Genomic DNA, 12,978 nt, shown 5'->3' on the forward strand with positions numbered 1-12,978 from the left:
AATTAAATGAAGAAATTAATATTAAGTATCGCCCTTGTAGCAAGCTCCCTTGCCGGTGCTCAAAACAATACAGGCTACTGGCAGCAGCACGTAGATTATGAGATGGAAGTAGACATGAATGTTGAAAACTTTCAATATACTGGTACCCAGGAATTGGTGTATACCAACAACTCTCCTGATACCTTAAACCGCGTTTTTTATCATTTGTATTTCAACGCTTTTCAACCGGGAAGTGAAATGGACGTGCGTTCATTAACCATACAGGATGCAGATAGAAGGGTAGCAGACCGTATTTCAAAATTAACCGAAGATCAACAGGGATATTTAAGAGTTTCCAGCCTTGATCAAAACGGAAATGATCTTTCTTATGAAGAAGTTGGTACCGTACTCGAAGTAGAGCTGGACGAACCTATTTTACCGGGAGAAAAAGCCACTTTTAATATGGAATTTAAAGGCCAGGTACCTGAGCAAGTTCGTCGTGCAGGAAGGAACAGTTCAGAAGGTGTTGCACTTTCTATGAGCCAGTGGTTTCCAAAAATGGCCGAATACGATTTTGAAGGCTGGCACGCCGCGCCTTATATTGGACGTGAATTTCACGGGGTTTGGGGAGATTATGACGTAAAACTTACAATTGATAAAGATTATACCGTTGCAGCCTCAGGATATCTTCAAAATCCTGATGAAATTGGCCATGGTTATTCAGATGAGGAAGTAGAAGCTGAAGGTGACACTCATACCTGGCATTTTGTAGCACCAAAAGTGCACGACTTTACCTGGGCCGCAGATCCTGAATATATTCACGATAAAAGAACTGCAGCAGACGGAACCGTACTTCACTTTTTCTATAAAGACAATGATGAAATAAAGGAAAACTGGAAGAATCTTCAGCAGAAAACCGAAGATTTACTAATATTTTTCAATGAAAATATTGGTCCTTATCCGTGGGATCAATATACCGTAGCACAAGGTGGTGATGGCGGAATGGAATATGCCATGCTAACTTTAATTACAGGAGAACGTAACTTTGGAAGCCTTGTAGGTGTTACAGCCCACGAACTTGCACACGCCTGGTTCCAGCATTTAATGGCTACAAACGAAAGCAAACACGAATGGATGGACGAAGGTTTTACCAGTTATATTTCCAGCCGTGCAATGAACCAGGTTATGGAAACTTATGCGGAAAATCCGCATACCGGTTCTTACCGTAGCTATATGGGATTAGCAAATTCCGGGATGGAGCAACCACAAACCACCCAGGCAGATCGTTATGCACTAAACGCCGCTTATGGAGCATCAGCTTATTCTAAAGGTGCGGTATTTTTAGCGCAATTAGGCTACGTTATTGGAGAGGATAATCTTGATAAAACTCTAAAACGCTACTACGACGAGTGGAAATTTAAACACCCCACACCAAACGATTTTATAAGAATTGCCGAGAAAGTTTCCGGAGCAGAATTAGACTGGTATTTAAACGACTGGACGCGAACCACTGCTACTATAGACTACGGAATTAAAGAAGTTACCGAAGCTGATGAAAATTCAACTAAAGTAATTCTAGAACGTAACAAATTAATGCCAATGCCTATAGATCTTACCGTTCGTTATACTAATGGCGAAGAAGAAATGATCTATATCCCGTTGCAAATAATGCGTTGGGAAAAATCTGCAGAACACGAAAACTGGACCGTTGCAGACGATTGGGCCTGGGCACGTCCAACCTATGAATTAAACATAGATAAACCACTAAGTGAGATAGAAAGTATAGAAATTGACGAATCTCAACTAATGGCCGATGTAAACAGGGATAACAACCTTTATACTCCCGAAACTCCCGAAGAAACTTCAGAAGAAGAAGGGCAGGAGTAATAGCTTTTAATATTAGAATTCAGACCTCACAGGTTTTTAAAACCTGTGAGGTTTTTTTGATGAATTTTTTTACCAGTTTTTATTTCGTGATTCTGTCCCGAAGTTTCGGGATTATTTCAGAATCTAAATCTCTTAGAACCTGAAACAAGTTCAAGTTGACTTATTTGTAATTCTAAATATTCAGCTTCAGTCTACCTTTAATTCCTCTTAAATTATTCATAGAGAAATTAAAACTATCCTTACTTTTGAACCATGGATGAAAGTTTTGGAAAAGACGAAAAACTAAAGAGTAAAAAACTGATAGATATTCTGTTTCAGGAAGGGAAATCGGTTAAAAAATATCCTCTAAAACTCATCTATCTTCCCATTACCAATCCTGAAATTACCAATTTTAAAACAGGGGTTTCAGTACCTAAAAAGCTGGTAAAAACCGCGGTCGGCCGCAACCGTATTAAACGTTTGATGCGGGAAGCTTTCAGAAAAAATAAGTATCTTGTAACCAGCAACTTTCCAAAACCTTATGCCTTGATGTTTATCTATATTTCCCGGGACGAAATTAGCCTGGAAGAGCTTAAAAAGGTAATGATAAAAGTGATGGAGAAGTTTAATGAAGCAGAAAACAAGCAGCGCTGATTTTCCTATAAATCCGCTTAAAAATATTGAAAAATGAAAAAGAAACTCGCCAAAAAAATTGCGTTAGTTACGCTGGGTGCTACATTAATTTTTAGCAGTTTTGGTTTTAAATCTGATTTCTTTGAGATCGCCAAACAAATTGAAATTTTCACCACGCTTTTTAAGGAAATCAACATGAATTATGTTGAAGAAACCAATCCCGCAGCTTTGATGGATACAGCAATTAAAGCAATGCTGGCCGATTTAGATCCATATACCAATTACTGGAACGAACAGGATGTGGAAGCAGCGAGAATTAATAATTCCGGTGAATACAGTGGAATAGGTGCAACAGTTCAGGTAATTGAAGATGCATTGCTAATTATGGAACCTTACAAAGGTTATCCCGCCGATGAAGCCGGTTTGAAGGCCGGAGACGAAATTATTGAAATTGAAGGAATAAAAGTAGCCGATTATACCGATGATGTTGGAGAATTACTCAATGGGTCTCCAGATTCTCAAATTAATATTAAATATCGTAGACAGGGCGAAATAAAATCTACCGAGCTTACCCGAAGCGCCATTAAGCTAAAAGCAGTGCCTTTTTATGAACTTTTAGACCAAAAAACAGGCTATATTGTCCTTTCCCGTTTTAACACCAAAGCTTCTTCAGAAACCATTAGAGCGCTTAAGGATTTGAAAAACCAGGGAGCAGAAGAAATTATACTTGACCTTAGGGGAAATCCCGGTGGCTTATTAACAGAAGCAATAAATGTTAGCAATATTTTCCTTCCCAAAGGGGAGTTGATCACCACCACCAAATCGGTTATTGAGAAATATAACCGGGCTTACCAAACCCAAAAAGAACCTGTAGATACGCAAATTCCATTGGTTGTTTTAGTAAACGGAAGAAGTGCTTCCGCCAGCGAGATCGTAGCGGGCGCTATCCAGGATTTAGACAGGGGCGTGGTAGTTGGCGCTAGAAGTTTTGGAAAAGGTCTTGTACAACGCCCAAAAGAGCTTGCTTATGGTACTCAGCTTAAAATTACCATTTCCCGTTATTACACGCCAAGCGGAAGGTGTATACAGTCCTTAAATTATGCCGAAAGGGATGAAGAAGGAAATGCAATTAAAACAAATAAAGAAGATTACAATGAATTTAAAACCCGCAACGGAAGAAGCGTTTTTGATGGTGGCGGAATTTCTCCCGATGTAAAACTTGAAACTTCTGAATACAGCAATATTACCAACGCCTTACTGTCCGAAAATGCGATTTTTGATTTTGCTACCGAATATTATTATAAAAATGAATTAAGCGATCCCGAAGCTTTTGAATTTACTGATGCAGATTTCAACAATTTTAAATCTTATTTGAAAACTTCAGATTTTGATTATAAAACCGCAACAGAAAAGGAGCTGGGAGAACTTTTAGCCACCGCTTCTCAGGAAGGTTATGAACAGGATATTTTAGATCACTATAAAAGTATTTCTACTGAAATTGATGCTCAGAAAAAGAAGGAATTAGACGAAAAGAAGCACGAAATAGTAAGCATTTTAACCGATGAGATTATAAAACGATATTTCTACAAAGAGGGTTTACATGAATATTACGTAGATCACAATCCTGAGATCCTGGAAGCGAAATCTATTTTAAACAATACCCAGCGGTATTCAGAAATTTTGAAATAATTGCTCATAAAAATTCGATAATCGAGCAATTATTTTATCATCGCAATATGGGGAATTCCGTCTTCGAGGTAACCTTCACCAACTTGCATAAATCCGTGATTTTCGTAGAAATCGGTTAAGTATTGTTGGGCAGAAAGTTTGATATTGTTCGTTTCAAAACGTTCCTCAATAGCCAAAATTGAAGCTTTTAAAATGAGATGTCCATAAGCATTCTTCCTTTCAAATTCTTTTACTACAACACGGCCAATGGCGGCTTCATCAAAATAAAATCCTTTATCAAAACAGCGGGTGTATGCAACTACTTTTCCTGCTTTAGTTCCCAAAATATGCAATGCCTTTTGATCTTTACCATCTATATCCTGGTAAACACAATTCTGTTCTACTACAAAAACTTCAGAGCGAAGTTGTAATACCTGGTAAAGTTCTTCAAGACTAAGTTCATTGAAGGTTTTTATAAGGATTTCCATATTTTTTAAATGAAGATTTGTTCGGAATTAAAAAAGGGAAGACCTGCCTAAAAGGCTTTTTAAATCGTCATTCTTAACCTGCCCATCCGTTCAGGGGGGGTTATCTCAGAATATAAACATGTTAGAAGCTGAAACAAGTTCAGCTTGACGAAATTAGACTTTTTAGAAGGCCTCTTTTATAATTGAATAATTTCTAATTTTCAACCGGAATTTTATCAACTCGTTTTTGATGTCTTCCACCTTCAAAAGGAGTTTCTAAAAATATTTTTACCATATCTACCGCCTGGTGTTCAGAAACAAACCGGGCAGGAATGCTTAATATATTAGCATCATTATGCTCACGCGCCAATTTGGTAATCTCACCCATCCAACATAAAGCAGAACGCACACCCTGGTGTTTATTCGCCGTCATATTGGCGCCGTTTCCGCTTCCGCAGATAATAATTCCAAAATCTACTTTTTTGTTTTCAACATCATCGGCTACCGGATGAACAAAATCGGGATAATCTACACTATCGCCACTGTTAGTACCATAGTTAATAACTTCTATTCCCTTGTTTTTTAGATAATCAACAACGCTTTTCTTGTATCCGGTACCGGCGTGATCGTTTCCTATTGCAATTTTCATAATTAAATTTTTAGCTATCACAAAGGTAAAAAAACCACTTAGTAACAAGGGTATTTTCAATTGTTAATTACTTTTTTAATAAGCTTAAAAATCAGGGCTTTAGTATTGACATAGTATTGTGAATAAGCATTGATGAGAATCTGAGAAACTTATTTGCGGTATTCAAATTAAAATTCAATAGCAAAATATTACTGAGTAAATCAAATTATAAGTCGGCTATTTTTAGCAAAGTTATCAGCACATAAAAACAGGTTGTGAACAGTAAATTATTTTTAAATTATCCCAATTAGATATTAATATTTGATTATTAACTTTTGTTAAGTAAATATTAAAATACAAAGATTTCCAGCCTTTTATAACTTTAGAAGTATGTTAATAAGTTGTTATCAAATCAAGCTAACTTAAAAACCAAATAAAGCTCGAAAAAATTATGTTACAAGTTAACAGCCTATAATAATCATTAGTTTTAATTTTTATAAAAAGAAGAAAAAAGATAATAATATATAATGTTGATAACATTGAATGCTATCTGCTAAAATTAAAATTTAAGGTTTAAATTTTAAAAGTTTGAGCTTAGAAAGTATAAAGAACTGGAAATGAATCAAATTGAAAATTAAAACTCTTGAAGATTTTAAAATTTTACCATATTTATCTGAAATTCAGATATTTAAAAATATTATGAAAGAAATGTGGTTTTTATTAGAATCGCTTATGTTTCGGTCCATATAAAGCTGAGCCGATTTAATATTTACCTGGCTTTTTTTATTTAAAGAGAGATTAATAGAAGCTATAAAACCTATTAATCCAAACAGGAAAATTAGAAGGAAGAGGAGCGATATTTTATGTGCTTTTTTCATAGCAACTTGATTACCAGATGTTGCAAAGATGACGAAAAAGTAATCCAGCTATCTTAAATTAAAATTAAGAAAAAATTAAGATTTAGAATCTTTCTTTGGGCTTTCATGCAAAAAACGGGGGTTTTTACCCAGTTGGAAAATTATGTTAATAAAATGTAAAAAATATCTTGTAAAAGATTAATTTTCAGTTCGCTTAACAAAACTTTAATTGCAAATGGATGTCATGTAATGCAGAAGCCGTAATTTTATACTTTAAATATTGAAATGAGTAAAAAGAATAAAAATAAATCCCAACACCAGGGTGACCTTGCCAAAAGTATTATAGATATCCTTAGAAAGGAACCTGGAAAAACCTTTAATCATAAGCAAATTGCCGCTAAACTTGGAGTTAATGATGCTACAAGCAGAAATAGTATTATTAAAAAATTAGCCCAGTTAATTGCAAAAAAACAGATTGAAGAAGAAGAACGCGGAAAGTTTAAAATAAGTAGAAAAAGCAACGATTATTATAACGCGGTGATAGATATGACCACAAAAGGTTATGCCTATGCGCTGGTAGATGAGTTAGAAGATGATGTTTTTATCTCTCCTAAAGATCTTAATACAGCTTTTAATGGTGACGAAGTAGAAATCTATATTTATAACCGAAAGCGAAATAAAAAATCTGAAGGAGAAGTAACCCAAATTTTAAAGCGTAAGAGAACCGAATTTGTTGGTGTTCTTGATATGCAAAAAGACTTTGGTTTTGTTGTTATTGGAGATCCAAAAATGTATACCGATGTTTTTGTGCAGAAGAACAAAATGGGCGATGCTAAAAACGGGGATAAAGTAGTTGTTGAAATTGAAGAATGGCCAGAGAAAGCCGATTCTCCTTTTGGAAAAATCATCCAGGTTTTAGGAACTCCGGGAGAGCACCATACCGAAATTCATTCTATCCTGGCGCAATATGGTTTGCCGCACGAATTTCCCAAAGAAATAGAAGATTTTGCCGATGAAATAGATACTTCTATTCAGCCCGATGAAATTAAAAAGCGTCGTGATATGCGCGATGTTTTGACCTTTACCATAGATCCAGCAGATGCAAAAGATTTTGATGATGCCTTGAGTTTTCGCAAACTTGAAAATGGAAATGTGGAAATAGGAATTCATATTGCCGATGTATCGCATTATGTACAGCCGGGAACAATTTTAGACGATGAAGCTTACGAACGCGCAACTTCAGTTTATTTAGTAGATCGCGTGGTACCTATGTTGCCGGAAGTACTTTCAAACAACGCCTGTTCTCTAAGGCCAAACGAAGAAAAATATACTTTTTCAGCAGTTTTTGAAATTGATAAGACTACAAAAGTTGTGAACGAATGGTTCGGCAGAACCGTTACTTATTCTGATGCCAGGTTTGCTTACGAGGAAGCCCAGCAGATTATAGAAACTGAAAAAGGAGAAGTTCCAGAAGGAATTTCTATTCAGGATAAAGCCTATACGGTGAAAGATGAAATTGTTGAGGCTGTATTGACAATGAATAAAATGGCAAAAAAGATGCGTTCTGCAAGAATGCGTCAGGGTGCGATTTCTTTTGATAAAGTTGAAGTTAAATTTCAATTGGACGAAGAAAATGAACCGGTTGGTGTTTACTTCAAAACCGCTAAAGATGCCAATAAACTTATCGAAGAATTTATGCTTTTAGCCAACCGAAAAGTAGCTGAATTCATAGGAAAAAGAGAAGAAAAGAAAACCTTTATCTATCGTTGTCACGACGAACCCGATGAAGAAAAACTGGTTTCTTTAAACAGTTTGGTTTCCAGGTTTGGTCACGGCTTAAATCTTAAAAACAGGAAAACCGTTTCTTCTTCTTTAAATCAATTACTTCAGGATGTTCAGGGTAAAAAAGAGCAAAATTTGATTGATACGCTTGCCATTAGAACAATGAGCAAGGCCTATTACGGCACCGAAAATATTGGGCATTATGGATTGGCTTTCGATTACTATTCACATTTTACTTCGCCAATTAGAAGATATCCAGATGTGATGGTGCATCGTCTATTGCAGCGTTATCTTGATGGACAACCTTCCGCAAAAGAAGAAGAATACGAAGAAAAATGTCACCATTCCAGCGAAATGGAAAACCTTTCTACAAATGCTGAAAGGGATTCTATTAAATATATGCAGGTGAAATTTATGATAGATCACCAGGATAAAGAATTTGTAGGTGTGATTTCAGGAGTTACAGATTTCGGTATTTTTGTTGAAATTATAGAGAATAAATGTGAAGGAATGATTCGCTTGCGTGATATTAAAGGCGATCATTATGATTTTGATGCTGAAAATTATGCAATTGTAGGCAGAAAAACCAAAAAGGCTTATCAGCTTGGAGATGAAGTGATCGTAAAAGTGAAAAATGCCGATTTAGTTAAAAGACACCTCGATTTTACCCTAATCGGTAAAAATGAAGAATAAGTATGCTTAATGGCTTGACAGTTAATTAATTTATGAAAAAATTAAACGTCATCCTGTCCCGAAGTTTCGGGATATTTTAGAGATTGCTCCGGAAATTTATTTGGAGATAAAGTTTATGGATATACAATATTTGAAGATATAATATGTTCAGCTAGGCGTAATTATAAAATATATAGAGATGAAAAAATATCTTTTTGTACTTTTTTTACTGGGAGTTGGACTGCTAAGCGCTCAGGAACTTACCCAGGATTTAGAAGATTTTAATGAAATTAAGGTCTATAACGGTCTGGATGTTATTTTAAAAGAAGCAAACCAGAATAAAGCAACCATAACCGGTGAAAACCGAACTGATGTAAAATTCAAAATTGATAACGGGATTTTAAAAGTGCGAATGAGTATTGATGAAATTCTGGATAATGATAATACCCAAATCACTATTCAGTTCAAAAAACTGGATAAAATTGATGCGCGCCAGAATGCTTCCATAAAAATAGATTCTAAACTGGAGCAGGATTTACTTCATTTAAATGCTTCAGAAGGTGCTGATATTTTTGCTGATGTAAATCTTAGCAAACTCTATGTAGACTCAAACACCGGGGGCGAAATTGAAGTTCAAGGTAAAACCGAAGACCAGGAAATAGACATTAATACAGGTGGGAAATTCTTCGCTAAAAATTTAAAATCTATAAATACCCAAATTAGCATAAAAGCCGGCGGCGTAGCAGATATTACTGCCAGCGGAAATGTAGAAGCAAAGGTGAGGGCTGGAGGTACCGTAAATGTATACGGCAATCCAAAAACCTTAGATCAAAATACCCTCTTTGGCGGAAAAATAATTAGAAAAAACTAAAAAGTCTACATTTGTAATATAATACAATTGTATGTTTCAGGATGTATTAGCAGCCCTACCCTTAGGTCTTTTTTTAGCTTTTTTACTCGGCCCAGTCTTCTTCGTATTGCTGGAAACCGCTGCTATTAAAGGATTTAGAGCAGCTTTTGCATTTGATTTAGGCGTTATCGTAGCCGATATTGTTTTTCTTTTTGTCGCTTACTTAAGTACCACCAAATTACTCGCCAGCATTAAAGACGATCCCGCACTATTTATCTTTGGGGGTATGATTCTCGCTACCTACGGGGTTATGAGCTTTGTACAGACCAAAAAGGTGCTTAGGCAGGAAGATGATACCCCTGAGATTAGAAAACTCAGTAAAAGCGATTATTTTGGTTTAGCAGTTAAAGGATTTTTATTGAATTTCATCAATATTGGCGTTTTGGGGTTCTGGCTGGGATTAATTATCATATTTGGTCCAAAGTTAGAAATGGAGCAAAACAGAATAATTGTTTTCTTCGGAAGTGTATTAGGTACTTATCTTGTACTTGATATTTTTAAAATCTTACTTGCCAAAAAACTAAACAGAAAATTGACACCTAATCGAATTTACCTGATGAAAAAAGGTATTAGTATTTTACTCATAGTTTTTGGTGCAATGCTTATTTTCCAGGGACTCTTTCCTAACCAGGTTAATGGTATTCAAAACCAAATTGAAACCATTTCTCCCAACGATACACTTCGCGAAAATCCCAACTGAAATTCAAAAAAGATTTGATAATTATTTATAAGCCGGCGTCCCGTAACTTCGGGAGAACCGCTGTAAATTTCAATTTTATAAATTTTAAGCTGAATATTATGAATAAAAAAAGCCCCCAGAAATTGGGAGCTTTTTGAGGCATCGAGCGGATTCGAACCGCTGTACAAGGTTTTGCAGACCTCTGCCTAGCCACTCGGCCACGATGCCCTGTTTTATTTAAGGGTTGGCAAATGTAATAAAAATTTATAGTTTAAAAAATAAAACTAATTCAGGGCACTTCAGGAAGATTTGAGCAACTAAAAAATAATAAAAATATGTATCTCAAATATTCATTTCTGCAGATTAAAAACTAAAAATTTAGCGCGATTTACTTCTAATTACGCTAACCATAGCCACATTCCCTCCAATCGGCGGATTGATTTTTGAAACTTCAACTTTAGCTTTTTGTACTAAAATTATTTCATCTAAAACCCTTTTTAAAATCCGTTCGGCTACGTTTTCCAGAAGTTTAGACCTAATTGCCATTTCTTCTTTTACAATTTTGTTTAAATGTACGTAGTCTATGGTATCTCCCAAAGAATCCGTTTTGGCAGAATGTGATAAATCGCCTTTCACTTTAAGATCTACACGATAATCACTTCCTATTTTTCCTTCTTCATCAAGGCAGCCGTGATAGGCAAAAACCCTAATATTTTTTAGTTTAATACTTCCCAAAAGAATGTTTTTTGCTCGATAATCGAGATTTATCTGATTAAAAAATGCCCAAATTATTCAGGCTTCCTAGCTTACTCGTTAGTGGTTTACAAAGATAAGCGGGTAGAGGCTTTAATTCAATATTTACAGCCCTGGATTTTATTATTTTCCTCAGAGATTTAAATTTGAGTTCTACTTAATCAAAATATATTATTTCTTGTAGCGTAAAGCTTGGGTGCGGCGATCTATTTTTTGGTAACTTTGCGTCTTATACCCATTTAGGGTTTAATAATTTGAGCCATGCTCGAATTCAAAAATAAATGTCTGATTTTAACCTCTTTTACGAGGTTTTTGATTTTAATAAATTATGGCTGAAGAAAGAAAATCGCTCAATTTTATTGAGCAAATTATAGAAGAAGATCTTCAAACTACCCACAAAAAAGAAGAGCTAAAATTCAGGTTTCCACCTGAACCTAATGGTTATCTTCATATCGGTCACGCATCTTCTATTTGCCTCAATTTTGGTTTAGGCGAAAAATACAATTCACCTGTAAACCTTCGTTTTGATGATACCAATCCTATAAAAGAAGAGCAGGAGTTTGTAGATGCCATAAAAGAAGACGTTTTGTGGCTTGGCTTTAAATGGGAAAAGGAATGCTATGCGTCAGATTATTTTCAACAGTTGTACGACTGGGCCGTGGAAATGATCAAAAATGGAGAGGCTTATGTAGATAGCCAGACTTCAGAAGACATTGCGCTTCAAAAAGGAACTCCAACAGAACCCGGTAAGGAAAGTCCGTTTAGAAATCGTTCTGTAGAAGAAAATCTGGAACTTTTTGCAAAGATGAAAAATGGAGAAACCCCGGAACGTGGCCACGTTTTACGGGCAAAAATAGATATGGCTTCAACAAATATGTTAATGCGCGATCCTGTGATGTATCGTTGTTTGCATAAAAGTCATCACCGTACCAAAGACATCTGGAAAATTTACCCTATGTACGATTGGGCGCACGGGGAAAGTGATTTTATAGAGAGTATTTCGCATTCTTTCTGTACCCTTGAATTTTTACCACACCGCGAATTATACAACTGGTTTGTGGAAAAAGTGAGTAAGGAAGGCGAATTGAAGCCAAAACAAAGGGAATTTGCCCGTAGAAACCTAAGTCATACTGTTGTTAGTAAACGTAAACTGATGCAATTGGTAGAAAAGGGCGTGGTTAAATCCTGGGACGATCCAAGAATGCCAACAATTTCCGGATTAAGAAGAAGGGGTTATACGCCAAATGCCATCAGGAAATTTGCTGATTCTATTGGCGTTGGAAAACGTGAAAATATGATTGATGTTGCACATTTAGAATTTTGTGCAAGGGAAGATCTTAATAAAACCGCTCCAAGGGTTATGGGGGTTTTAGACCCGATAAAATTGGTAATTACCAATTACGAAGAAGGAAAAGAGGAGTGGCTGGAAGCTGAAAATAATCCGGAAGATGAATCGGCAGGAAGCAGAGAAATTCCGTTTTCAAGGGAACTTTATATTGAAAAAGAAGATTTTAAGGAAAGCGCGAACAGAAAATTTTTCAGGCTAACCCTTGGGAAAGAAGTGAGATTAAAGAACGCTTATATTATAAAAGGCGAAGAAGTAGTAAAAGATTCCGAAGGAAATATTACCGAAATTCATTGTACCTACGATCCTAAAAGTAAAAGTGGAAGCGGTACCGAAGAATCAATGCGAAAAGTAAAAGGAACCCTGCATTGGGTTTCGTCTAAACACGCTTTAGAAACCGAGATCAGGCTTTACGACCGTTTATTCAGCGTAGAAAATCCCGATGGCGATAAGGAAAAGGATTATATGGAGTTTGTAAATCCAGATTCATTAGAAGTAATCAAAGGCTATGTGGAACCCAGTTTGAAATCAGCAGGAATTCAAGATAAATTTCAATTTCAACGTATAGGATATTTCTGTGTAGATAAAGATTCAAAGGAAGGTCAGCCTATATTTAATCGTACGGTAACGCTGAGGGATTCCTGGGCGAAAATTAAATAAGCTGTAATCCATTTGGTTAAGTGGCTTTTTAAGAATATTTTAGTAAAGCATTTTAACATATTAACCGGTTATTAACAGC

10 protein-coding genes and 1 tRNA gene are annotated in these 12,978 nt (G+C 35.8%); 7 read left to right on the top strand and 4 right to left on the bottom strand.

What is annotated here, in order from left to right; all coding sequences use genetic code 11:
- Window positions 1-6 precede the first annotated feature (6 nt).
- From B5X53_RS01705 to B5X53_RS01715, 3 genes are all read left to right on the top strand, one after another.
- Window positions 7-1,866, top strand: a complete 1,860-nt coding sequence (locus B5X53_RS01705) for a M1 family metallopeptidase (RefSeq protein ID WP_079711500.1) — start codon at window positions 7-9, stop codon at window positions 1,864-1,866.
- A gap of 252 nt (window positions 1,867-2,118) precedes the next feature.
- Window positions 2,119-2,499, top strand: coding sequence for a ribonuclease P protein component (gene rnpA, locus B5X53_RS01710; protein WP_079711501.1), 381 nt, complete (start codon window positions 2,119-2,121; stop codon window positions 2,497-2,499).
- A gap of 33 nt (window positions 2,500-2,532) precedes the next feature.
- Window positions 2,533-4,167 (top strand): S41 family peptidase, encoded by a 1,635-nt coding sequence (locus tag B5X53_RS01715; RefSeq protein WP_079711502.1) that lies wholly within the window; start codon window positions 2,533-2,535, stop codon window positions 4,165-4,167.
- Between the two features lie 29 nt (window positions 4,168-4,196).
- Here the strand turns inward: B5X53_RS01715 and B5X53_RS01720 are convergent, their stop codons facing one another.
- Entirely contained in the window at window positions 4,197-4,634 is a 438-nt protein-coding gene (locus B5X53_RS01720) for a GNAT family N-acetyltransferase (RefSeq protein ID WP_079711503.1), read from the bottom strand.
- Between the two features lie 193 nt (window positions 4,635-4,827).
- The gene (gene rpiB, locus B5X53_RS01725; protein ID WP_079711721.1) at window positions 4,828-5,262 is read right to left on the bottom strand and encodes a ribose 5-phosphate isomerase B; all 435 of its coding nucleotides are present in this window, start codon (window positions 5,260-5,262) and stop codon (window positions 4,828-4,830) included.
- Between the two features lie 1,121 nt (window positions 5,263-6,383).
- Between rpiB and rnr the strand changes: the two genes are divergently transcribed.
- The 3 genes from rnr to B5X53_RS01745 all read left to right on the top strand — a co-directional run bounded on the left by rnr (window position 6,384) and on the right by B5X53_RS01745 (window position 10,162).
- Complete coding sequence (gene rnr, locus B5X53_RS01735) at window positions 6,384-8,573, top strand: ribonuclease R (RefSeq protein WP_079711505.1); 2,190 nt, start codon at window positions 6,384-6,386, stop codon at window positions 8,571-8,573.
- A gap of 178 nt (window positions 8,574-8,751) precedes the next feature.
- Window positions 8,752-9,423: a head GIN domain-containing protein gene (locus B5X53_RS01740; RefSeq protein WP_079711506.1), complete on the top strand. Its 672-nt coding sequence runs from the start codon at window positions 8,752-8,754 to the stop codon at window positions 9,421-9,423.
- 31 nt (window positions 9,424-9,454) lie between these two features.
- A complete protein-coding gene (locus tag B5X53_RS01745; protein ID WP_079711507.1) occupies window positions 9,455-10,162 on the top strand; it encodes a LysE family translocator in 708 nt (235 codons plus the stop codon).
- A 136-nt stretch (window positions 10,163-10,298) separates the two neighbouring features.
- Here B5X53_RS01745 and B5X53_RS01750 read toward each other — a convergent pair.
- Together B5X53_RS01750 and folB are read right to left on the bottom strand one after the other, a co-directional pair.
- Window positions 10,299-10,369 (bottom strand) — tRNA-Cys (locus B5X53_RS01750).
- A gap of 150 nt (window positions 10,370-10,519) precedes the next feature.
- The gene (gene folB, locus B5X53_RS01755; RefSeq protein ID WP_075325371.1) at window positions 10,520-10,876 is read right to left on the bottom strand and encodes a dihydroneopterin aldolase; all 357 of its coding nucleotides are present in this window, start codon (window positions 10,874-10,876) and stop codon (window positions 10,520-10,522) included.
- 346 nt (window positions 10,877-11,222) lie between these two features.
- Here folB and B5X53_RS01760 point away from each other — a divergent pair, with 346 nt between their 5' ends.
- Window positions 11,223-12,899, top strand: coding sequence for a glutamine--tRNA ligase/YqeY domain fusion protein (locus B5X53_RS01760; RefSeq protein ID WP_079711508.1), 1,677 nt, complete (start codon window positions 11,223-11,225; stop codon window positions 12,897-12,899).
- The last annotated feature ends 79 nt before the right edge of the window (window positions 12,900-12,978 follow it).

The sequence above is a fragment of the Salegentibacter salinarum genome, assembly GCF_900168115.1.
GTDB classification, from domain to species: Bacteria; Bacteroidota; Bacteroidia; order Flavobacteriales; family Flavobacteriaceae; genus Salegentibacter; species Salegentibacter salinarum.